This is a genomic window from Sphingomonas edaphi, from assembly GCF_003583725.1.
Classification (GTDB): domain Bacteria; phylum Pseudomonadota; class Alphaproteobacteria; order Sphingomonadales; family Sphingomonadaceae; genus Sphingomicrobium; species Sphingomicrobium edaphi.
Genome location: NZ_QXTF01000001.1, coordinates 1,056,945 through 1,078,829, shown reverse-complemented (window position 1 = coordinate 1,078,829; position 21,885 = coordinate 1,056,945). Strand labels below are relative to the sequence as shown.

Genomic DNA, 21,885 nt, shown 5'->3' with positions numbered 1-21,885 from the left:
TTCCACTCCGATTTAGGGCAATGCGTCCTCAATTGCAACCGACGAGGTGGGCCTTCAGCCCTTCGTCGTCGCGATCCAATCCTCGAGGCGCTTCTCCAGCATTTCGAGCGGCATCGAGCCTGCGAGGAGGACGGTATCGTGAAACCCGCGGTCGTCGTATCGGGCGCCGAGTTCTGCCTTGGCCTTGGCGCGCAGTTCCTCGATCTTCAGCTTGCCGACCATGTAGGCCGTCGCCTGGCCGGGATAGACGATGTAGCGCTCGATCGCCTTGACGATGCCGCCCTTCGCATCAGCGCTGTTGTCCTCGACATATCTTATCGCCTGCTCGCGGCTCCAGCGCTTGTGATGAAGCCCGCTGTCGACCACTAGCCGGATCGCGCGGTGAAGCTCCAGTTGGAGCCGGCCGAAGTCCCGGTACGGATCCTCGTAAAGGCCCATCTCCTTGCAAAGCTTCTCGGCGTAGAGGCCCCAGCCTTCGTCGGTCGCGGTATAGCCGCTGAACTGCCGGAACGGCGGCACTGATCCTTCCGGAAGCTCGGCCAGTAAGGCACCCTGCAAGTGGTGGCCGGGGATGCCCTCGTGGCAGAACAGCGCCTCAACCTCAACAGAAGGCATGTTCTTCATGTCGTAAAGGTTGACGTAATAGATGCCCGGGCGCGAGCCGTCGGGTGGCGGATCGTTGTAGAAGGCCTTGCCAGCGGTCTTCTCGCGGAACGGCTCGACCGCCTTGATGAGCAATTCGGTCTTTGGCAGGCGTCCGAAATAACGCGGGAGCTGCGCTGCGACCTGTGCCTGTGCCTTCTTGGATTCATCGAGATATTGCTGCTTACCGGCTGCCGTGTTGGGGTAATAGAATTGCTTGCCGTCGCGGATGTGCGCGAAAAATTGACGCAGCGATCCCTTGAACCCGACGCGATCCTTGATCGCCTCCATCTCGCTGTGGATGCGCGCGACCTGCGCGAGGCCGAGATCGTGCACCTGGTCCGGGGTCAGGTCCGTCGTTGTGTAGAATTTCAATAGTGCCTGATATTGGGCGGCGCCGTTCTGGAAGCGCCAGATTCCGTCATCCGAGCTTGCGCGCTTATGCTGGTCGGTCAGCAAGGCGACTAGCCGCTGGTAAGCAGGCCCCATCGACCCGAGCAAAGCGTCATGCGCCTCGGCTACAAGCGACGTCTTACGCTCCGCCGGAATCGACAGCTTGGCGACCTTCGCCTTGAAGTCGGCATATACGTCGTTGTCGGCGCCGGTGGTGAACGGAGCTCCGCTGATCAAGTTCTTCGATTGCTCGATAACCTGCGGATAGACCCAGCGCGGCGGGAGGACGCCCAGCTTCTCGCGCTCCTGCGATTCCGCGATTGCTTGGTCGATGTAAGTTCCCGACGCCCGGATGCGGCTGATGTAGTCCTTGGCGTCCTGCTCGTTTTCGACTTTGTGGATGTTGATGAGGAAGGCGGGAATGTCCGCCTGCGCCCCGTTCATCTGGTCAAACACATAGCCATAGCGGCGATAGGGAAAGACGCTGGCTGAACGCTGGTTGCGGTAAAGCAGCAGATCGTAGCTCAGCTGATCCTCGGCGCTCAACGATGCGCGGTTGAAGCGGCGGACCATTTCGTCGGCGGTGCGCTGGTCCAGTTCGCGGTTGCGGATCGAATCCGCGTCGGTGAACTCGTTCAACTTGCCATAGTCGCCGTCCTTGATACCGCGATAGGCTTTGCTGAGCGGCGACTGGGCAAGCTCCGCCTTGTCATATTCGCCGAAGAATTGCTTCAACTCGGCCGCCTGATCGCGGGTTGGCGCCTGTGCAGATTCGGTCGCTTCCGGTGGCGGCGGCGCAACCAGCGGATCGGGCTGGGTCGCCGCACAGGCGGCTAGAAGGGCGGTCGAGGCAAGCAGGATGAGGCGAGTCAACTTGGCGGCTCCTGTCGGGATTGGTCCCCCGCACCATGGCGGCGTGCCGACCAACGGCAAAGTTTTTTCGATGAACGGGCGGTGCGGTCTGCGCTAAGGCGGCGCGCATGGCCCTGTACCAGCTGCTCCGACCCTTTGCGTTTGCGCTTGACGCGGAAACCGCGCACCGCGCGACTATTGCCGCCCTGTCGATGGCGCCGCCCCTGCCGCTTCCGTCCTTCCCGAAGACCCTTGCTATCCGCGTAGCTGGCATCGACTTCCCTTCGCCAGTCGGGCTGGCGGCGGGATTCGACAAGGATGCTGAGGTGCCCGATGCCATGCTGGGCCTTGGCTTTGGCTTCGTCGAGGTAGGCACGCTGACACCCCGTCCCCAGGCAGGCAATCCGCGTCCGCGACTGTTTAGGTTGAAAGAAGACCGCGCGGTGATCAATCGCATGGGGTTTAACAATGGTGGTCAGGAGCGGGCGCTAGACCGTCTCCGCAAGCGTGAGCGTCGCGGCATCCTGGGGGTCAATATTGGCGCCAATAAGGACAGCACCGACCGCGTCGCCGATTATGCTAGGGGTGTCAGGGCGATGGGCCCCGTCGCCGATTATCTGACGGTCAACATCAGCAGCCCCAACACGCCTGGCCTCCGTAACCTGCAAGCCGGCGGAGAATTGGTCGACCTGCTTCAGGCCGTGCAAGCCAGCCGAACGCCTGACGGGCCCCCGATCTTCCTGAAAGTCGCGCCGGACCTGGATGGTGGAGACCATGACCGGATCGTCCGCGCCGCGGCAGACAGCGGGGTCAATGCCCTGATCGTTGCCAATACAACTATATCACGGCCGCCGCTGACGTCCCGGCATCGGGCGGAAACGGGTGGATTGTCCGGACGCCCGCTTAAAGCACTCGCCCTTGAACAGCTACGGCTGTTCCGGGCGGCTTCGGGCGGGTCGATCCCGCTGATCGCAGCAGGCGGCATCGAAAATGCCGATGATGCCTGGGCCCGCATCCGCGCGGGCGCCAGCTTGGTCCAGCTTTATTCGGCGATGGTCTACGAGGGCCCAGGCCTTGCCAAGAAGATGGCGGACGCATTGGCCTTGCGGCTGGAGCGCGAAGGCTTCACCAGCCTGTCAGATGCCGTCGGGGCGGCCTAGCCGCGCGGCTTGACCAGCACTACGCCTTCGCGGCGCGGGTCGAACCCACCGTCCACCTTTCCGTCCCGGATCAGCACGGCGTGGACGCCCGAATCCTCGCCCTGGCCCGGTTTGACCGTCATTCCGCGTGCTGCCAGCGCCTCCAGCACACCGGGCGCGAACTTGGTCGCCTCGCCGTTGAAGTTGCTACCGCGCGCGACAAGGTTGGGCGCTGCCAGGGCATCCTGCATCGGCAAGCCCCAGTCGATTGCCGCTACCAGCGACTTGGCGACATACGCCAGAATCGCGTTACCGCCTGCAGATCCGATCGCTCCGGCGAAGTGCCCTTGACGATCGAGCAGTATAAGCGGGGTCATCGATGAGCGCGGGCGCTTGCCCGGCGCGACCGCATTGGCCTGCGGCCGTCCAGCGGAATCGACCGGGCTAAATGCGAAGTCGGTCAGCTGGTTGTTGAGGAAGAAGCCATCGACCATCCGACCCGCGCCGAAGATGGATTCGACCGTCGCGGTCATCGACACCACATTGCCGCGGCCGTCTCGGACGATGAAATGAGTCGTTCCCGCGGGCTCATATGTGCGGTCCGCTGCCAGCGCGGGCGCTCCCGCCGGGTTGCCCGGCTTGGGGGCAGGCATGGCTTGCTGTCCGATCAGCTGAGCGCGCTCGGTAAGATAGTCGCTGTCGACCATTCCCTGCACCGGCACCCTAACAAAGGCAGGATCGCCGACAAACTGATCGCGGTCAGCGTACATCAGCCGGCTTGCCTCGGCGAACAGGAACCAGGCTTGGGGGTCCACCGGGCCGCGCCTGGCGATGTCGGTTTTCTCCAGCATGCCCAACAAGGCCAGCATGCCCACTCCGCTCGAGGGGGGCGGCGGAGCGCAGACCAGATAGACGCGATAAGGGCGGCAGACGGGATTGCGTTTGATCGGTCGATAGGATGCCAGATCCGCCATCGTCATCGAACCGCCCAGCGGCGCCGCGCGGGTCCGGCCAATGATCTTTGCCGCGGTGCTGCCGGCATAAAACGCCGAAGGCCCCTCGCTCGCCAAGCGGTCGAGGAAGGCTGCGTAGGCCGGATTGCGCAGCCGATCGCCTGCCTTCAGCAGCCCACCGCCGGCCCGCGCGAAATAGGCGCGGACATCAGGCGCGGCGTTCTGCGGGAAATCGCCAGCGATCATCCGGGCAAGACGCGGGCTGACGATGAAACCGTCTTCCGCCGTCTGTCGCGCCGCATCGAAAAGGTCCGACCAGCGCAGGTTACCATGGTCGCGATGCGCCTCGGCCAGCAGCGCGACCGCACCGGGAACGCCGGTCGCGCGGCCGCTGAGTACGGCCTGCGCAAAGGGCAGGGGCCTGCCGGTACTGTCCAGGAACATCGACGGCGACGCCTGTGCCGGGGCGGTCTCGCGTCCGTCGTAAATGGTGACCTTGCCGGACGACGCATCGAAATAGGTCATGAAGCCGCCGCCGCCGAGGCCGGAGCTTTGCGGCTCAACTAGCGACAGCATCGCCTCGACCGCCACTGCCGCGTCGGCTGCGCTTCCCCCACGTTCCAGGACTTCCATTCCCGCACGAGCAGCAATCGGGTTGGCGGCGACGACGAATGCCTCTTCCTTCGCGGGCGCCTCCGTAGGCGGCAGTACAGTCGCACAGGAACCAAGGACGAGAAGGAGCGGAAGCAGGAACAGGCGGATGACGGGCATGGCGCTGGCTTAGGCGAGGCGATTGCATCCTGTCCATTGCACGAGGGCGGCTGGCGGATGCGCTGCAATGCGCTAAGAACCGCCTCACGTGCCCGCCAGAGGCCCGGCGACGAGAAGGATGCAACAGGGTGGCCAAGACCCAGCTCGAGCGTTTTCCCAACCTGGTGACGATGTTTCTGACGCGCGCCCGCGAACGGGGCGAACAGCCGTTCTTGTGGAAGAAGGAAAGCGGAGCGTGGACGCCGATCAGCTATGCCGAAGCGGCACGGCAGGTGGCGTCCCTCTCCGAAGCGCTGAAGCGCATCGGGCTTAAGCCAGGCGACCGGGTGATGCTGGTCAGCGAGAACCGGCCCGAATGGCTGATCGCCGATCTCGGCATCATGGCCGCCGGTTGCGTGACGGTGCCGACCTACACGACCAACACAACCCGCGACCACCAGCATATCCTTGCCAATTCTGGCGCCAGCGCGGTGATCGTGTCGACACAGAAACTGGCCAAGAGCCTGCTACCCGCGGTACTCTTCTCATCCGACTGCCGGCACGTCATCTCGATCGACGACATTATCACCGGACAGTCACCCGACATCGCCGAATTCCACCATTGGGCGGAAATGGTGTCCGGTCCAACCGACATCGGCGCGCTTGAAAAGCGCATGGCCGACGTCGGCCGCGGCGACCTCGCCTGCCTAATCTACACAAGCGGGACCGGCGGCGCGCCGCGCGGCGTGATGCAGCATCATGGAATGATCCTGCACAATGTCGAAGGCTGTATCGACGTCATCGCCAATGACTTTGGCTGGGACGAGGAGGTCTTCCTGTCCTTCCTGCCTGCCAGTCATGCATATGAACATAGCGGCGGCCAGCACTTCCCCGTCGCGCTCGGCGCGCAGATTTATTACGCCGAAAGCCTCGAGAAACTGGCCGCCAACATCGAGGAAGTGCGCCCGACGATCATGGTTGTCGTCCCGCGACTGTTCGAAATGCTCCGCGCCAAGATCATGAAACAGGTTGAAAAGGACGGCGGCCTGCCTGCCTATTTGATGGGCCGCGCCATCTCAATCGAGGGGAAGCGCTATTCGGGCAAATCGGTGCCTTGGGACCTGCCGATGGACGGCATCCTGTCGGTAACGCTGCGCCGGAAGGTCAAGCGCAAATTCGGCGGTAGGATGAAGGCGATGGTGTCGGGCGGCGCGCCGCTCAATCCCGACGTCGGCCTGTTTTTCCAAGCGATGGGGCTGCCGATGCTGCAGGGCTATGGCCAGACCGAGGCAGGGCCGGTCATCAGCTGCAACCGTCCCAAGGCGGGCATCCGCATGGAAACGGTCGGGCCGCCACTCAAGAATACCGAGGTGCGCATCGCCAACGACGGCGAGATCCTCGTTCGCGGCGAAAATGTAATGCACGGCTATTGGCATAATGAAGATGAGAGCCGCCGCGTCCTGCAGGATGGCTGGTTGGCCACCGGGGACGTCGGTCACCTCGACGAGAAAGGCCGGATTGTCATTACCGATCGCAAGAAGGACCTAATCGTTAACGACAAGGGCGACAATGTGTCGCCGCAGCGCGTCGAGGGTATGCTCACGCTCCAGCCGGAAATTCTGCAAGCGATGGTCTATGGCGACCGCCGACCGCACTTGGTAGCGCTGCTGGTTCCCGATCCCGAGGAAATGAAGCGCTTCAAGGGAGACCCTGACGGCATGCAGAAGGCGCTCTCGAAAGCCGTCGACCTGGTCAATGCGGAGCTGTCCGTCATAGAGAAGGTTCGCCGCTTCATCCTGGCCGACGAGCAATTCTCGGTTGAGAATGAGCAGCTGACGCCATCGATGAAGATCCGCCGTCATGTCATCGGCAAAGCCTATGGCGATCGGCTGGACGCGCTCTACCGCAAATAGGCCAGCCTACGGCTTGGTGTAGGGCGTGAACGGCCCGAACACGCAGGACCCGCCCATCATTCCGGTGCGCAGGTCGACCAGCTGATTGAGGTCGCCGTCACACTGCTGGGCGATCCCGTAGGTCTTCGTCACCAACGTGTAGGCGCCGGATCCCAGGCCCCGGCAACCGCCGCGCGGGTTCTGGACGTAGACCGTCTTGCCGTCGCGGAAGATGATGGTCCAGTCGTCGATCACCTGCATTTGCCTCGACCGATAGGACGGAAGGCAGCGGACGGGGGGACCGGCTGTGCGGCCGGCAAGTGCGTCGGCCAGCTCCCGCTGCGCCTTCGGCGAACGCGTTTCCTGGCCGTTTGAAGTCGAACAAGAAGCGGCCAGACCCGCGAATCCGGCGATGAACAAGGCGGCAGTGAATCGGCGCATGGTCTTTCTCCCCGAATTCATTTCCGGCAGCACTCAATTCAACGGTCGATTAGCGGAAATTATCCTTTTCCGCCCGCAATTGCGCGAAATGCGCAACATCGCGGGCTAGGAGGAAAGGGTTGGTCGCCCGCTCCTGTGCCACCGTGGTCGGGACGGTCGGGCGTGCCTCTAACCGCTCCTGTTCGACATGACGGAGCCGATCCGCAATTTCCTTGCTCGATGGAAAGGAATGGGCAGCGAAGCGTGCATTCGACAGCGTATATTCGTGAGCACAGTAAAGTTCGGTCACGGGCGGAAGCGCCGCCAGCCGGCGAAGCGAACCAACCATCTGCTCCGCCGTCCCTTCGAACAACCGGCCGCAGCCCATCGCGAACATCGTGTCGCCGACAAAGGCCATAGCGTCGTCGCCAAAGACATAAGCGATGTGGCCGAGCGTGTGTCCGGGGACTTCCCACACTTCGGCCCGATGGTTGCCGATGCTCACCCGATCACCCTCACTAAGCGCGTGATCGAGTCCCGGTACGCGTCCCATATCGCCGGCTGGGCCCCATATTTCGGCGCCGGTCGCTTCCTTAACCGCTAGATTTCCGCCGGTATGGTCGGGGTGCCAGTGGGTGTTCAAGATGCTGGTAATGCGCCAGCCGCGCCGCTCTGCCTCGGCCAGCACCGGCACTGCATCGCCCGGGTCGACCACGGCGGTGGCGCCGCTCTCGGAATCGTGGACCAGCCACAGATAATTGTCGGTGAAGGCCGGGACCGCGACGACCTCCAGCCGGGCCATTACCAGCTTCCCGTGTTGGGCATGGACGCCCAGGGCTCGGCAGGCGGCAGGCGGTCGCCTTTCTGGAGGAGCTCGATCGAAATTCCATCTGGCGAGCGGACGAATGCCATGTGGCCGTCGCGCGGCGGGCGGTTGATCGTTACGCCATTGTCGGCAAGGCGCTGGCAAGTTTCGTAAATATCGTCGACGGCGTAGGCAAGGTGCCCGAAATTGCGGCCGCCGCCATAGCCGGTTTCATCCCAATTATGGGTCAGTTCGACCTCGCCGCCCTCGTCGTCCGGCGCGCCTAGGAAGATCAGCGTGAACTTGCCCTCCGGCACATTTTTCCGGCGGCGCTCCTCGAGGCCGAGCAGATTGAAGAAGCGGATGGTCGCATCTGGGTCGGACACGCGGAGCATGGAGTGAAGGAATTTCATCGGTTCCTCGCTTATTGACCTTTCGGACCTTCGCCATGCCCCACCGGGCTTTTCGTCACATCGTTGGTCACGGTCAACGGCGCATCGCTCATCGCCAGCGCCTGGCGCGCCGCTTTTCCGGCAGGGCCATTGGGGTCGGCGGCAATCGCCTTGTTCCAATATTCTAGCGCCTTGGCTTCCTCACCTGCCGCGTGGAAGACATGACCGGCCTCGAACATTACTTCCGGCGAATCCGGTACCATCGCCAGCGCGCGGTTAATCGACGATTTTGCCGTCGGAACATCTTCTTCCCGGATCGCAAGCGCAGCGGAGAAAAACCACAAATAGGGGTCTTCACTTATCGTCTTGGCGGCCTCGGTCACTTTCGCCCGCGCGGTCTTCAGGTCGCCCTGCGCCTCGCTTGCCCTGGCCCTGTCGAGCAGGGCTAGGCCATGCTGTTCGGCCTGCAAGCCCGTACCAGCCAGCGCCTTGTCCAGGGCTAGGGCCGCCTTGCCCGGCTGTCCGGCTGCAATCCACATGTTGCCAGCGGCCGCCAGCGCGCGATCCCGCGCCGGATCGCCCGACGGCGTTAGCTCGGCGACGCTTTCGAACGCGGTCGCGCTTTCCGCGAACCTCCCTGCCTTGCTGGCATAGATAGCCCGGCAGCTTTGCGCCGCGGCGGTCAGCACGGTCGGGCAGGCCGATGCCGACTCCGGTGCAGCTTGAGCAGCGGCAAGGATGGCGGCGGCAAGGAATGTGATCATAGGACGAGCTCCACGAGGCCGACGAGCTCGGTCAGGATCGCGTGGATCTCGTGCGGCTCGCTCAGGCGGTGACCCCCTCCTTTGATCAGGCGAAGCTGGACATCGGATGAACGAAGGTCCTGCAGCAGCTTGATCGGAACGCCCATCGGCACCTCCTGATCCTGCTCGCCATGGACCAGCCGGACAGGGATCTTGAGGTCGATGGGGGAATGAAGCAGGCGATGGGCTTGTCCCGACAGTGCGAAGCCCAGGTAGGTTACCGACGGTTCCGAGCCATAGGGGTTGGCGCGCTCCAGCTTGCCGTCCCGATTGAGCTGCTCCTTCTCCTCTGCCGTAAAGCCCCAGTCGGTGAAATCGGGTGCGGCGGCAATGCCCAGCAAACCCTTGACCCGCGACGGACGCTTCATCGCTGCGTGAAGCGCTATCCAGCCGCCCATCGAGGATCCGGCGAGAATGATCGTGCCCTCCGTGAGCATGTCGATCGCGGCGACAGCCTCGTCGAGCCATCGCTCCAGTGTCCCGGCGCCGAAATCGCCGCCCGACGAACCTGTCCCCGAATAGTCGAAGCGTAGGCAGCCGAGCCCGCGCGCGCCACAGAACAGATCGATGGCCTCAGCCTTCGCCCCGTCCATGTCGGACGCATAGCCCGGCAGGAACACCACCGTCGGCGAACCACCCTTGGGTTCGCGCAGGCGATAAGCAATGCGACGTCCGTCGCCCGGGTCAAAATAGGCGAGGTCGGTCGGCGGAATATCTGGTGTCTGCATCGCGCTTCCCTAGCGCGATGGCCACAGAAGGGAAGCAGTTGAGGCGGCGCGCGCTCCCCGCTAGAGGCTCGTCCTATGTCCGAGATGTTCAAGATCAGCCTTCCCGACGGTACCGTTCGCGAAATGCCGGAAGGGTCGACCCCCGCTGACGTGGCGGCCGCCATCGGACCGGGCCTCGCCAAAGCGGCACTTGCCGCGCGGGTCGATGGCGAACTGCGCGACCTCAATCGTCCTTTCGAAGGGGATTCGACCCTCGCGCTGGTCACTTCGCGCGACGAAAAGGACGCGCTTGAACTGGTACGCCACGACTTCGCCCATGTCCTCGCCGAAGCAGTGCAGAAGCTATATCCCGGCACGCAGATTACTTTCGGGCCGGCGACGGATGACGGCTTCTATTACGACTTCGCGCCCGCCCCGGGACGGGGCATGTTCACCGACGAGGACCTGCCGGCGATCGAGGAGGAGATGCGGCGCATCATTTCCGCTGACGAACCGCTGATCCGCGAAGTGTGGAGCCGCGCCGATGTCCGCGACTTTTTCGAACGTACGGGCGAAAGCTTCAAGGCCGAGTGGGTGATGGAGCTCCCGGAAGGCGAGCCGATTACGATGTATCGCTCCGGCAACGGCGATGTAGCCTGGATGGACCTTTGCCGTGGCCCGCATCTTGCGTCGACGGGCAAGCTCGATCCCCGGGCTTTCAAGCTTACCCGCGTCTCGGGAGCCTACTGGCGCGGCGACCAGAACAACCCGATGCTGTCCCGCATCTATGGAACAGCCTGGCTCAACAAGAAGCAGCTCGACGAACATCTCGTCCGGCTGGAAGAGGCCGCCAAGCGCGACCATCGCCGAATCGGCCAGGAAATGGACCTGTTTCACCTTCAGGCCGAGGCACACGGCAGTGTCTTCTGGCATCCCAAGGGCTTCATCCTTTGGCGCCAGCTGGAGGCCTACATGCGCCGCCGCCTCGATGCCGCGGGCTATGACGAGGTGAAGACACCGCAGCTGATGGATGCGCGCCAGTGGGAAAAAAGCGGCCACTGGGGCAAGTATCGCGAAAATATGTTCGTCGTCCCGGACGAGATTCCCTCGACCGATGACGATGCTCCGGTGCTGTCTGGCGCCAGCGACCTGATGGCGCTCAAGCCGATGAACTGCCCCGCCCACGTCCTGATCTTCAAGCAGGGCATCACCAGCTATCGCGAGCTGCCGATTCGCATGGCCGAGTTCGGCTGCTGCCATCGGAACGAGCCCCATGGTGCGCTGCACGGCATCATGCGCGTCCGCCAGTTCACGCAGGACGACGCCCACATCTTCGTTCGCGAAGACCAGCTGATCGATGAAGTGAAGGCTTTCTGCGATCTCCTAGACAGCGTCTACAAGGACCTGGGCTTCGACCAGTATGCCATCAAGCTGGCCCTGCGTCCTGACAAGCGTTTCGGCAGCGACGATATGTGGGACTGGTCGGAACAATCGCTGCGCGATGCGGTCGCTGCGACCGGTCGCAACACCGAGGAGTATGGCTGGGAAGAGTTGCCGGGCGAGGGAGCATTCTATGCTCCCAAGCTGGAATTCCACCTTACCGATGCGATCGGCCGTACCTGGCAGGTTGGCACCATTCAGACGGACACGGTGCTGCCTGAGCGTCTCGATGCCTCCTACGTCGGCGAAGATGGCGAGAAGCACCGCCCGGTCATGCTCCACCGCGCGATCCTCGGGACGTTCGAGCGATTCATCGGCATCCTGATCGAACACCATGCGGGCCGCTTCCCGCTATGGCTGTCGCCGGTCCAAGCGGTGGTCGCGACGATCGTCAGTGATGCCGACGGGTACGCGAACGAGGTGGTCGAGAAGCTTAAGGCAGCAGGACTTCGCGTCGAGGCAGACCTTCGCAACGAAAAGATCAATTACAAGGTGCGCGAACATTCGCTCGCCAAAGTTCCGTTGCTGATCGTCGTTGGCAAACGCGAGGCGGAGGACGGCACTGTCGCGGTACGCCGGCTCGGAAGCGACGAGCACCAAAAGGTAATGGTTCTGGAAGAAGCGATTTCGGTCTTCAGTGCTGAGGCGATCCCGCCTGATCTTCGCGGCTAAGGACTGATCGTGCGGCGCCTGGCGAAACCGCTGAAGTAACGTTCCAGCGTCTCGAATTCGCGATCTGCATGATCGCGAATCTCGGCACGGGCGTCATCCGCTTCGACCGCCATCTGCTCAATTACGGCCAGTGTACGCTCCGCATACGCCTGCTGCTCGGCTGTGCCCGTCGTCACGCATCGGTCGCGGCATGCACCCATCAGTTCGGGAATACGGGTCTTCAGCGCGATGGCCAGTGAACGCTGTTCGGGGTTGAGCATCGTGCGGTCGGCGACCGCTAGAAAATTGTCGATCGCCGCCCGGGCATGCACGGCACGGCTGCGCTGCCTTCGGTCCAACGAACGAAAGAAAACATCCCAGTCAGACGGGCCAGCCGATGCCGCCGGCGCTGCCCGCCCCGCCGTTACGGATTGTAGGTCGGCGTTCCGGTCCCGCCACACCCGCCACCCCAAGTGAGCCGCCAGAACCAACTGCGCCGCTCCCAGCTTCTCCGCGTCAAAGCCGACGGCCAGCACGCCCGTCACTACCAGCGCCAGGGCCAAGAATTGCGCGCAGCTGCGGAGCAGGCGCGTGACGGGCCGCCAGGTCCAACGTCCGAACCGCAAGAGTGCGAGGCCAGCTAGCCAGGCGAAGACGACAGGGATCAGGAAAAGTGCAGACATGGCAATAACCTAGCCACGATCTGCGCTCGCTCCAAGGGGCAGGCTGAAGCCACGCCGCCACATTGCGAAACGAAAATCGCGCGCATCGGCCTGCCTGCCCTTCACTTATGGCGCGGGAAGGCTTACTTCGCGCTCCGTAACAACGATTCCTAGGAGACTGCGCTATACCACCGCCCAACCAGCGTCGATCGATGACGCCGCCAGCCTTTACTGGTCCTCGCTATAATCAGTTCATCCAGTCCCCGAAGGTCCGGGTGATCGATGAAAATGGCGAAAATCTGGGCGTGATGTATACGCGCGAAGCCTTCGAACAGGCGCAGGAAGTGGGCCTCGACCTGGTCGAGATTAGCCCGGGAGCCGACCCGCCCGTCGCCAAGTTCCTCGACATTGGCCGCTTCAAGTACGAAGCGCAGAAAAAGGCCAATGAGCAGCGCAAGCGCCAAAAGACGCAGGAGATCAAGGAGATCAAAATGCGTCCGAACATCGACGACCATGACTATCAGACCAAGATGAAAAAGGTCTTCGAGTTTTTGGAGGAAGGCGACAAGGTGAAGCTCACCTTGCGCTTCCGCGGCCGCGAAATGGCGCACAACCAGCTCGGCATGGCCGTACTTCAGCGCGTTGCCGAAGACACCGCCGAAAAGGCGAAGGTCGAACAGCATCCGCGCATGGAAGGCCGCCAGATGCTGATGGTTATCGCACCCAAATGATTTAGCGAACCATAGCGGTTCAAACCGGCGCGGCTTGCCCCTACGGCAGCCGCGCCTTTTTTTTGGTGCGCTGCGTCATGTGACATTTTCGCCGCAATAGGTCTGATTCTAGAAGGGCGAGCGGGTGTCTCGCTTCCCCTTAAGCAGCGGCTGCATTACTTCTTTCTCCAAAATAATAATCGCGTTCACAGGGGAGGATTATGATGCGCAAGTCGATGTGGCTGCTCTCGGCGGGGGTCTTCGCGATTTCCGCTCCGGCCTTCGCGCAGGACAATCAGGCACCGTCGACCGACGCGGCGACGCCCGCGGCGGAATCGCCGACGGAGGCCGCGGCGACGGACGGAGAGGACCAAGGCGACGTCATCGTCGTTACCGCACAAGGCCGTCAGCAAATCCTCCAGGACGTTCCGATCGCGGTGACCGCGGTGAACGCGGAGTCGATGCAGAACTCGGGCGCGACCGACATTCGCCAGCTTAACCAGCTCGCTCCTTCGCTGCTCGTTTCCTCGACTGGCACCGAAGCGAACGGCTCGGCCCGTATCCGCGGCATCGGCACCGTCGGCGATAACCCCGGCCTCGAAAGCTCGGTCGCGGTGTTCATCGACGGCGTCTACCGCTCTCGCTCGGGCATAGGTCTCAATGAACTCGGCGAGATAGACCGGGTTGAGGTGCTGCGCGGCCCGCAGGGTACGTTGTTCGGCCGCAATGCATCGGCTGGCCTCATCCACATCTTCTCCAAAAAGCCGTCGTTCAACTTCGGCGGCTATGGCGAGCTGACGATCGGCAACTACGATCTGCGCCGTATTGCCGGCGGCATCACCGGACCGATCACCGACGAGCTGGCGTTCCGCCTCGAAGGTGTGCTGGTCAAGCGCGACGGCTTCTATGACGACGTTAACAACGACACCGACGTCAACAATCGCAACCGCTGGTTCACCCGTGGCCAGCTGCTCTACGAACCGAACGACCAGCTCAGCATCCGCCTGATTGGCGACTATACTTGGCGTAAGGAATCCTGCTGCGGCGCCGTCTATGTCAACAACGACATCAACCCGAACATCGGCAACCTCAACAATCCGTCGGTGCCGATTGCGCCGACGCAGGCCAACGGCAACAACATGATCAACGTCCTGACCGACTTGGGTCAGGATCCGCAGGCGTTCGACAACGGCTGGGAGCGCGACATCTGGGTCAGCCCCGGCCGCAGCTACAAGGGTACGACGACCGACGGCGGCGTGTCGATGCAGATCGACTATGACTTCGGCGGCGCCAAGCTAACCTCAATCACCGGCTATCGTGGCTACAAGTCCGAACAGAATGGCGACTTCGATTACTCGACCGTCGACATCCTCTATCGCAAGGACGAGGACCCCAACTACCGCAAGTTCAGCACTCTCAGCCAGGAATTGCGGCTGCAGGGCTCTGCCTTCGAAGACAAGCTGGACTGGTTGGTCGGCGGCTATTTCGCCGACGAAGACCTGACGCTGGCCGACTCGCTACGTTTCGGTGAAGATTACGGTCGGTTTGCGGCCTGCCGCCTTGTGACTGGCGGCCCTCTCGCCGTGGGCTACAGCCCGACTGGCACCGGCTGTCTTGCCGCCCCCGTGCGGGCTGCCATCAACGCGGGCCTGTCGTCGCTTGGCCCTCTCGGTCCAACCATCCTGGCCGCGGTCGACCGGCTTGACTCGATCAGCGACCTCGGCGGCATCGGCGACACGTACAAGCAGAACAGCCGCAACTTCGCGCTGTTCACGCACAATATCTTCCACGTGACCGACAAGTTCGATGTCACCGTCGGTCTTCGCTGGACTAGCGAGCGCAAGAAGCTGAATGCCGAGTTCGGTAACGACAACACCGTTTGTACGACGAATCAGGCGGCGCTTGCGTCAATTTACACCAATCCGGCGCTCGCTCCGTACATCCCGACCGCCAATGCGATCCTCGGCCTCAGTTGCCAGGGTAACAGCACGGCCGAATTGGACGGCGTGGAGATTCGCGACAAGCGCAAAGAGAACAAGTTCACCGGCACCGCGGTCCTGTCCTACAAGCCGACCGATAGCCTGCTGCTCTACGGAAGCTACTCGCGCGGCTACAAGGCGGGCGGTTTTAACCTCGACCGTTCGGCGCTTAAGCCGCCGGTCCTGCCGTTCGCCTTTTATGGTGGCGCACAGGCGCTGGTCGAAGGCCTGCAGTTCGATCCTGAAATCGTCGATGCCTTCGAACTTGGCGGCAAGCTCACGCTTCCGGGCTTCACGTTCAACGTCTCGCTGTTCCGCCAGCAGTTTAAAAACTTCCAGCTGAACACCTTCGACGGCACTGTCTTCATCGTGCAGAACATCAATGGCTGCACCAGCGACCTTGGCGGGACGGACGAAGACCAGTCGAAGTTCCCGGCTGCCCCGAATTATGATGCCAATGCGGCGTTGACGGGCGCCTGCGACGAGGGCGATGTCGGCTACGGCGTCCGTTCGCAGGGTGTCGAGCTCGAAGCCTCGTTCCGCCCGATGCGCGACCTGCGCCTCAACGCCGGCGCGACCTTCGCTAGCACCAAGTATCGCGGCGACCTCGTCGGCCGCGACGATGGCACGCCGCTCAACCAAGCGCTTCGCCGCCTTCCGGGCAGGCAACTGTCGAATGCGCCGAAGTTCGTCGCGACCGGCTCGCTCGCCTGGACGCCGGATATTGGCGGGAACGGCCTGTCGGGCCTTTTCTACGTCGATGCCCGTCATACCGGGAAGTACAATACCGGCTCCGACCTCTTCCCGCAGAAAATGCAGGAAGCCTACACGCTGGTGAACGCCCGCGTCGGCGTCCGCGGTCCAGACGAGCGCTGGGCTGTCGAACTGTGGGCCCAGAACCTGTTTAACAAGAATTACCAGCAGGTAGCGTTCAACTCGCCGTTCCAGGAAGGCACAGCGGACTCCGCCTTCCAAGACCCGGCCTATCCGGGCGGCCGCCAGATTTTCTCGAGCTACCTGGCGGAGCCCCGGACCTACGGCCTGACGCTGCGGGCGAATTTCTCAGCACCGCGGGCGATGCCGCCGGCGCCGCCGCCTCCACCGCCTCCGCCGCCGCCTCCGCCGGCAACGCAGACCTGTTCGGACGGTTCGGTGATCCTGGCGACGGACACGTGCCCGCCTCCTCCTCCGCCTCCGCCGCCGCCCGAACCCGAGCGCGGTTAACGCCCAACTGTTAAAAGGGGGAAGGGCCTCGCCGGAGACGGTGGGGCCCTTTTCTTTCGGAGGTCAGTTGGCCTCGGAAGCGACGTCGAGCAGCTGCTGCCGAAGCGATGCCGACGCTTCGGTATCCAGCTTCCTGCCCTTGGCATCAGTCAGGTAAAAGACGTCTACTGCCCGCTCGCCATAGGTCGCGATATGCGCCGAATGGAGTTCCAGACCCGCGGCGTGGATGACACCGGCCAACCGGGCCAGCAGGCCCGGGCGATCGCGGGCATTGACCTCAACCACGGTTGTCCGGGTGGACGCTTTGTCCGCGATGAGTACCCGCGGGGCGACACGAAATACTTCTTCGCGCCTCGGCAGGGTTCCCATTTCCTTTAACACGGGCTCGTGATCGTTTCGCAGCGCCTTTTCCAGCGCATTGGCGACCCGACGGCGCGTTCGACTATCCTCATACCCTCGGCCACGCGCGTCCGTGATCAGCAGGTTGTCGAGCGCCATCCCGTCCCGAGTGGTGTGGATCCGCGCGTCAACGATCGAGGCGCCCGCGACGCTTAAGGCCGCGACGATACGGTAGAACAGGCCGGGACGGTCGGGCGCGAATACCGAGATGCGGGTCATTCCTGACACAGGATCAGCGTCCGCGACGACCGACGGCTGCGGATCGCCAATGCGCGCCTCCGCATCGGCGACCTGCAGAGCATTCGCGACTTGCCAGCTGTCAGGTTCCGCCAGCCAGTAGCTATCGGGCAAACGGCGGGCATGTGCGCGCGCGGCCGACGACTTCCACGCCAGCGCGTCGGCCAATGCCTGTTGCCGCGCGGCGACCTGCTCAGCCCGTCCCCGCTGCTTGTGGCCCAGTCTCAGACGTTCTTCGGCTGCATCGAACAGCGCCCGCAGCAGCCGCCGCTTCCAGTCATTCCAAGTGGTCGGCCCCACCGCGCGGATATCGACGACGGTCAGTATCAACAGCAGACGAAGGCGCTCCGGGCTCTGCACGGCCCCGACGAAATCCTCGATCGTCTTGGGATCGGCGACGTCGCGGCGGAACGCGGTGTTGGACAATAGCAGGTGATACCGGACCAGCCAGGCAACCGTTTCTGTCTCCTCTTCATCCAGACCGAAGCGCGGACAAAGCTCTTGTGCGACTTCCGCGCCTAACTCGCTGTGGTCACCGCCACGGCCCTTAGCGATGTCGTGAAGAAGAACCGCGACGTAAAGCACTCGGCGCGACACGATCTGGTCGAACAGCCGGGTCGACAGCGGATGATCGTCGGCCAGTTCGCCGCGCTCGATCCGCGACAAAAGGCCGATTGCCCGGATCGAATGCTCGTCCACCGTATAATGGTGGTACATGTCGAACTGCATCTGCGCGACGACCCGCCCGAAGTCGGGTACGAAGCGTCCGAATACGCCCGCCTCGTTCATCCAGCGAAGCGCCATGTCGGGGTTTTTCCGGGCGGTCAGGACGTCCAGGAAGAAAGCATTGGCGCGCGCATCGTCTCGCACATGGTCGACCAGCCGCGCGTCACGGGCCGCGATGCGCATCGCGTGCGGATGGATTTCCATCTCCTCAGACGCCGCCAGCGCGAACAACTCGACCAGTCGCACGGCATCCTTGCGAAACCAGTCATCGGCAGGAATCGACAACCTCCCCCGATCGACCGTGAATCCGTCCAACCGCTTCGGGCGGCGGCGGAAGGTCGGAAGCGCGAAACGCCGCCCCCGTTCTCCCATCTGTGTGTCGAGTTGGGCCAAGAACAGCCCGGTCAAATCGCCGACGGTCTTCGCATTCAGGAAATAGAACTGCATGAACCGCTCGACTGCCGACTTCCCCGGCCGGTCGGCGTATCGCATCGCATCGGCGATCTGCCGCTGCATGTCGAAGCCCAGCCGCTCCTCGGGCCGCCCAGCAGCCAGATGGAGATGGCAGCGCACCGACCAAAAGAATCGCTCAGCCCGCTCAAAGCGCCGGAATTCGGCGGCGGTGAATAGGCCCTTGTCCACCAGATCGGCGGGCCGCTCGACGCCGAACACATATTTGCCGATCCAGTACAGCGTGTGCAGATCGCGCAGCCCACCCTTGCCATCCTTGACGTTGGGCTCGACGACATAGCGGCTGTCGCCCATCCGGCGATGCCGCTCGTCGCGTTCGGCGAGTTTCGCTGCGACGAACTCCCGTTCGGAACCCGCGACGATTTCGCTTCGAAAGCGCCGCATCGCCTCCGCGTCCAGCCCCGCATCGCCCCAGATCCATCTCGCTTCCAGCAGCGACGTTCGAACGGTCATGTCGTTGCGCGCGGCGTCGATCATGTCCGGGATCGTCCGGACCGAATGACCGACCTTCAGTTTCAGATCCCATAATAGGTACAGCAGCGCTTCGGCGACGCCTTCGCACCATGGGACGTTGCGCGCCGGACAGAGGAACATCAGGTCGAGGTCGCTGTAAGGCGCCATCTCCCCGCGTCCGGTCCCGCCCAAGCCGATGATCGCCAGCCGCTCGCCGGCGTCAGGATCGGCCGTCGCGACCAGCCGTTGCGTGACCAGGTCATAGGCCAACCGGACGATCTGGTCCGACAGAAAGGCGTAGGATGCGGCAATAACCCGGCCACGCCCGGACTCTGCCGCGAGCCGTCGGCCGATTTCAGCGCGTCCGCCCTGCAGCGCATCGCGCAGGATCTGGGTGCCTTCCTGCTGTAGCTTGGCATCCGGCAAGGCCGCGATCCGTTGAGCGATCTCGCGGCGGTCGATGATATCGCGCCGCCCCGCAATCAGCGAAAAGCGCGGCGGCTGCGGCATCAGTCGGCCAGCCGCTTCAGCGCGTAAAGCGCGTCCAGCGCCTCGCGCGGCGTAAGGGCATCAGGATCGAGCGCGCGGACCGCCTCGGTCAGCGGATCGGTCGCTTCCGGGTCGACCTGTTGCGTGGCGAACAGCGGCAGGTCGTCAAGCCCTGCAGCTATCCCGCCCGTCGCGTCTCGCCCGGCCTCCAGCTTTGCCAGCACTGCCTTGGCGCGCGCCAGTACCAGCGGCGGAACGCCGGCGAGCTTGGCGACCGCGATGCCGTAGCTGCGATCCGCCGGCCCTTCGGCGACTTCGTGCAGCAAGACGAGGTCGCCCTTCCACTCGCGCGCCCGCACATGATGCAGCGATAGCGCGTCTAGCCGGTCGGCCAGCCGCGTTAGTTCATGATAATGGGTGGCGAACAGCGTACGCGCCCTCACTTGGTCGTGCATCGCCTCGACCACCGCCCAGGCGATGGCAAGTCCGTCATACGTCGACGTGCCACGACCGATTTCGTCTAGGATGACCAAGCTGTTAGAGGTCGCCTGTGCAAGGATTGCGGCGGTCTCGACCATCTCGACCATGAAGGTCGACCGCCCGCGCGCCAGATTATCGGCAGCCCCGACGCGGCTGAACAGTCGATCGACGATGCCGATCTTCGCCCTTGCTGCCGGCACATAGCTGCCCGACTGCGCCAGCAGCGCCGCTAGCGCTACCTGGCGAAGAAAGGTCGACTTGCCGCCCATGTTGGGTCCGGTAATCAGCCAGAGCCGGTCGTCCGCCGCCAAGGTGCAATCATTGGCGACGAACCGCTCGCCATCCTGGCGCAATGCCTCCTCGACCACGGGATGGCGACCGCCTTCCAGTTCCAAGCAGGGCTCGTCGACCAGTCGCGGCAGGCACCAGCCGCCCTCCGCTGCGCGGGTCGCGTGACTCGCCGCGACGTCAATCCGGGCGACAGCATCGGCGGTCGCGGCGATTCGTTGCGCCGACGCCACCGCAAGCGCGCCCAGTTCCTCGAAATGCGCGGCCTCGGCAGCAAGCGCATGGGCGGCCGCCTCCACCACACGGCTCGCCTCGGAATGAAGATCGGGCGAATTGAACCGCACGACACCCGCCAGCGTCTGGCGATGCGTGAAACCGGAATCGGGCGCCATAAGGCGATCGGCATGCTTCGTTCCGACCTCGATATGATAGCCCAGCACCGCATTGTGCCGGATTTTCAGCGTCGAAACGCCCGTTGCGTCCCGATAGTGCGCCTCTAGCGCCGCGATAGCCCGCCGCCCGTCCTGGCTCGCCAGCCGCAACGCATCTAGCGCGGCGTCAAAACCTTCGGCGATATAGCCGCCCTTCGACGTGTCGATCGGGGGTGATTCCACCAAGGCCAAGCCAAGCCGGCCGGTCAGCGCGGCATGCCCGCCGAGGTCGGGCAGCAGCGCGGTGAGCAGCTCCGGCCGGTCGCCGTCGGCTTCCAATACCGCCTTAAGCGCGGCACTCGCGGACAGGCCGTCGCGCAGCAGGGCAAGGTCGCGTGGACTACCACGTCCCGCGACCAGTCGGCCAAGCGCCCGGCTGATATCCGGCATGGCCTTTAGCGCGTCGCGTATACGCTCCCGCCGCAGCGGCTCGTCGTGAAGCCACTGGACCAGCGCCAGCCGCGCCTCAATGGCCTGCCGGTCGGTCAGAGGAGCGGACAGGTCGGCGCCCATCAGGCGGCGCCCCGGCGCCGTCACGCAGCGATCGACGGTCGCCATAAGGCTGCCCGCCAAACTTCCCGTCTGGGTCCGGCAAATCTCCAAGCTGTCGCGCGTCGCCGGGTCGATCGCCATATGCGCTGACCGCGCGATGCGGCGCGGCGCAGCGAGGAAGGCGATGGCGTTTTTCTGCGTAGCGTCGAGGTAGGCTAGCAAGCCGCCAGCCGCGACAAGCTCGGCGCGGCTCGGGGCGCCGAACCCGTCGAGCGTGGAAAGGCCGAACCGTTCCTTCAGCGCCCGCTCGCCGGCGAGGCTGTCGAAGCCCCCTTTCCCGGCGGTCGTCGCGATCCCCGGCAGATTGGCGTCGGCAACGGTCTCAGCCGGCGACAATCGCGCGAGTTCGGATCTCAGTTCGCCCGGCCCGCAACTCACCAGTTCGAACCGTCCGGTCGAAATGTCGGCGGCGGCGATTGCCCAGTCGTCGCCGGCCCGGCCGACGGCCGCCAGCCAGTTTGCGCTGCCGCTTTCGAGCAGCGATTCTTCCGTTAGCGTGCCGGGCGTCACCAACCTGATGATCGCCCGTTCGACGAGTGCCTTGGACCCACGCGCCTTTCGCGCTTCGGCGGGGCTTTCGATTTGCTCTGCAATGGCCACGCGGTGACCGGCACGGATCAAGCGGGCCAAATAGCCTTCCGCTGCGTGTACGGGCACGCCGCACATCGGTACCGGCTCCCCGCTGTCGGCGCCGCGCTTAGTCAGAGCGATGTCGAGGCAAGCGGCTGCGGCCTTCGCGTCGTCGAAGAAAAGCTCAAAGAAATCGCCCATGCGGTAGAACAGCATGGCGTCGCCCGCCTCGGCCTTAAGCCGGTGGTACTGAGCCATCATCGGAGTCTGGGTCGGGGCGTCGCTTCGGGCCATTGGCGCGGTCGTAGCGTCAAAGACCTTCGCGCGCGAGGGTGACTCTTTGTGCAAAAGGTCGTTAAAGCCGCGCTCGACAGG

Annotated in this window: 15 protein-coding genes; 5 read left to right on the top strand and 10 right to left on the bottom strand. The window is 63.7% G+C overall.

The window, feature by feature from the left end:
• Positions 1 to 54 precede the first annotated feature (54 nt).
• On the bottom strand, positions 55 to 1,908 hold the full coding sequence (locus tag D3M59_RS05500) for a DUF885 domain-containing protein (protein ID WP_119532297.1): 1,854 nt from the start codon (positions 1,906 to 1,908) through the stop codon (positions 55 to 57).
• Positions 1,909 to 2,015: 107 nt separating this feature from the next.
• Here D3M59_RS05500 and D3M59_RS05495 point away from each other — a divergent pair, with 107 nt between their 5' ends.
• A complete protein-coding gene (locus D3M59_RS05495; RefSeq protein ID WP_119532295.1) occupies positions 2,016 to 3,047 on the top strand; it encodes a quinone-dependent dihydroorotate dehydrogenase in 1,032 nt (343 codons plus the stop codon).
• Here the strand turns inward: D3M59_RS05495 and ggt are convergent.
• Positions 3,044 to 4,750: a gamma-glutamyltransferase gene (ggt, locus tag D3M59_RS05490; protein WP_119532293.1), complete on the bottom strand. Its 1,707-nt coding sequence runs from the start codon at positions 4,748 to 4,750 to the stop codon at positions 3,044 to 3,046. The genes D3M59_RS05495 and ggt overlap by 4 nt on opposite strands.
• Before the next feature lie 170 nt (positions 4,751 to 4,920).
• Here ggt and D3M59_RS05485 point away from each other — a divergent pair, with 170 nt between their 5' ends.
• On the top strand, positions 4,921 to 6,642 hold the full coding sequence (locus D3M59_RS05485) for an AMP-dependent synthetase/ligase (RefSeq protein ID WP_119532895.1): 1,722 nt from the start codon (positions 4,921 to 4,923) through the stop codon (positions 6,640 to 6,642).
• 6 nt (positions 6,643 to 6,648) lie between these two features.
• Here D3M59_RS05485 and D3M59_RS05480 read toward each other — a convergent pair whose 3' ends face one another.
• From D3M59_RS05480 to D3M59_RS05460, 5 genes are read right to left on the bottom strand one after another with little or no spacing between them, the layout of a single operon-like run.
• Positions 6,649 to 7,062, bottom strand: a complete 414-nt coding sequence (locus D3M59_RS05480; protein WP_147416707.1) for a hypothetical protein — start codon at positions 7,060 to 7,062, stop codon at positions 6,649 to 6,651.
• A gap of 49 nt (positions 7,063 to 7,111) precedes the next feature.
• The gene (gloB, locus tag D3M59_RS05475; protein WP_119532289.1) at positions 7,112 to 7,843 is read right to left on the bottom strand and encodes a hydroxyacylglutathione hydrolase; all 732 of its coding nucleotides are present in this window, start codon (positions 7,841 to 7,843) and stop codon (positions 7,112 to 7,114) included.
• Positions 7,843 to 8,259, bottom strand: a complete 417-nt coding sequence (locus D3M59_RS05470) for a VOC family protein (protein ID WP_119532287.1) — start codon at positions 8,257 to 8,259, stop codon at positions 7,843 to 7,845. Before D3M59_RS05470 ends, gloB begins: the two co-directional genes overlap by 1 nt.
• A gap of 11 nt (positions 8,260 to 8,270) precedes the next feature.
• Positions 8,271 to 9,002, bottom strand: coding sequence for a tetratricopeptide repeat protein (locus D3M59_RS05465; protein ID WP_119532285.1), 732 nt, complete (start codon positions 9,000 to 9,002; stop codon positions 8,271 to 8,273).
• Positions 8,999 to 9,769, bottom strand: a complete 771-nt coding sequence (locus D3M59_RS05460) for an alpha/beta hydrolase (RefSeq protein WP_119532283.1) — start codon at positions 9,767 to 9,769, stop codon at positions 8,999 to 9,001. The genes D3M59_RS05465 and D3M59_RS05460 overlap by 4 nt, the downstream gene beginning before the upstream one ends.
• A gap of 75 nt (positions 9,770 to 9,844) precedes the next feature.
• Here D3M59_RS05460 and thrS point away from each other — a divergent pair, with 75 nt between their 5' ends.
• Positions 9,845 to 11,860 carry a threonine--tRNA ligase gene (thrS, locus tag D3M59_RS05455; RefSeq protein ID WP_119532281.1) on the top strand — a complete coding sequence of 672 codons (2,016 nt, stop codon included), beginning with the start codon at positions 9,845 to 9,847 and terminating at the stop codon, positions 11,858 to 11,860.
• On the opposite strand, the gene D3M59_RS05450 is transcribed toward thrS, so the two are convergent.
• A complete protein-coding gene (locus D3M59_RS05450) occupies positions 11,857 to 12,522 on the bottom strand; it encodes a hypothetical protein (RefSeq protein WP_119532279.1) in 666 nt (221 codons plus the stop codon). The two genes, thrS and D3M59_RS05450, sit on opposite strands and share 4 nt — an antisense overlap.
• 191 nt (positions 12,523 to 12,713) lie before the next feature.
• Between D3M59_RS05450 and infC the strand changes: the two genes are divergently transcribed.
• Positions 12,714 to 13,232, top strand: coding sequence for a translation initiation factor IF-3 (gene infC / locus D3M59_RS05445; protein WP_119532277.1), 519 nt, complete (start codon positions 12,714 to 12,716; stop codon positions 13,230 to 13,232).
• Positions 13,233 to 13,435: 203 nt separating this feature from the next.
• Positions 13,436 to 16,414, top strand: coding sequence for a TonB-dependent receptor (locus tag D3M59_RS05440; RefSeq protein WP_119532894.1), 2,979 nt, complete (start codon positions 13,436 to 13,438; stop codon positions 16,412 to 16,414).
• Between the two features lie 63 nt (positions 16,415 to 16,477).
• On the opposite strand, the gene D3M59_RS05435 is transcribed toward D3M59_RS05440, so the two are convergent.
• Positions 16,478 to 19,210 (bottom strand): [protein-PII] uridylyltransferase, encoded by a 2,733-nt coding sequence (locus D3M59_RS05435; protein WP_119532275.1) that lies wholly within the window; start codon positions 19,208 to 19,210, stop codon positions 16,478 to 16,480.
• Complete coding sequence (mutS, locus tag D3M59_RS05430) at positions 19,210 to 21,804, bottom strand: DNA mismatch repair protein MutS (RefSeq protein WP_233543147.1); 2,595 nt, start codon at positions 21,802 to 21,804, stop codon at positions 19,210 to 19,212. The genes D3M59_RS05435 and mutS overlap by 1 nt, the downstream gene beginning before the upstream one ends.
• Positions 21,805 to 21,885: the final 81 nt, after the last annotated feature.

What these genes read in the sequence shown, in the direction of transcription:
- D3M59_RS05495 (WP_119532295.1), top strand. Translation starts at nt 2,016, where the DNA reads ATGGCCCTGTACCAGCTGCTCCGACCCTTTGCGTTTGCGCTTGACGCG.
- ggt (WP_119532293.1), bottom strand. Translation starts at nt 4,750, where the DNA reads ATGCCCGTCATCCGCCTGTTCCTGCTTCCGCTCCTTCTCGTCCTTGGT.
- D3M59_RS05485 (WP_119532895.1), top strand. Translation starts at nt 4,921, where the DNA reads ATGTTTCTGACGCGCGCCCGCGAACGGGGCGAACAGCCGTTCTTGTGG.
- D3M59_RS05480 (WP_147416707.1), bottom strand. Translation starts at nt 7,062, where the DNA reads ATGCGCCGATTCACTGCCGCCTTGTTCATCGCCGGATTCGCGGGTCTG.
- gloB (WP_119532289.1), bottom strand. Translation starts at nt 7,843, where the DNA reads ATGGCCCGGCTGGAGGTCGTCGCGGTCCCGGCCTTCACCGACAATTAT.
- D3M59_RS05470 (WP_119532287.1), bottom strand. Translation starts at nt 8,259, where the DNA reads ATGAAATTCCTTCACTCCATGCTCCGCGTGTCCGACCCAGATGCGACC.
- D3M59_RS05465 (WP_119532285.1), bottom strand. Translation starts at nt 9,002, where the DNA reads ATGATCACATTCCTTGCCGCCGCCATCCTTGCCGCTGCTCAAGCTGCA.
- D3M59_RS05460 (WP_119532283.1), bottom strand. Translation starts at nt 9,769, where the DNA reads ATGCAGACACCAGATATTCCGCCGACCGACCTCGCCTATTTTGACCCG.
- thrS (WP_119532281.1), top strand. Translation starts at nt 9,845, where the DNA reads ATGTCCGAGATGTTCAAGATCAGCCTTCCCGACGGTACCGTTCGCGAA.
- D3M59_RS05450 (WP_119532279.1), bottom strand. Translation starts at nt 12,522, where the DNA reads ATGTCTGCACTTTTCCTGATCCCTGTCGTCTTCGCCTGGCTAGCTGGC.
- infC (WP_119532277.1), top strand. Translation starts at nt 12,714, where the DNA reads ATGACGCCGCCAGCCTTTACTGGTCCTCGCTATAATCAGTTCATCCAG.
- D3M59_RS05440 (WP_119532894.1), top strand. Translation starts at nt 13,436, where the DNA reads ATGCGCAAGTCGATGTGGCTGCTCTCGGCGGGGGTCTTCGCGATTTCC.
- D3M59_RS05435 (WP_119532275.1), bottom strand. Translation starts at nt 19,210, where the DNA reads ATGCCGCAGCCGCCGCGCTTTTCGCTGATTGCGGGGCGGCGCGATATC.
- mutS (WP_233543147.1), bottom strand. Translation starts at nt 21,804, where the DNA reads ATGGCCCGAAGCGACGCCCCGACCCAGACTCCGATGATGGCTCAGTAC.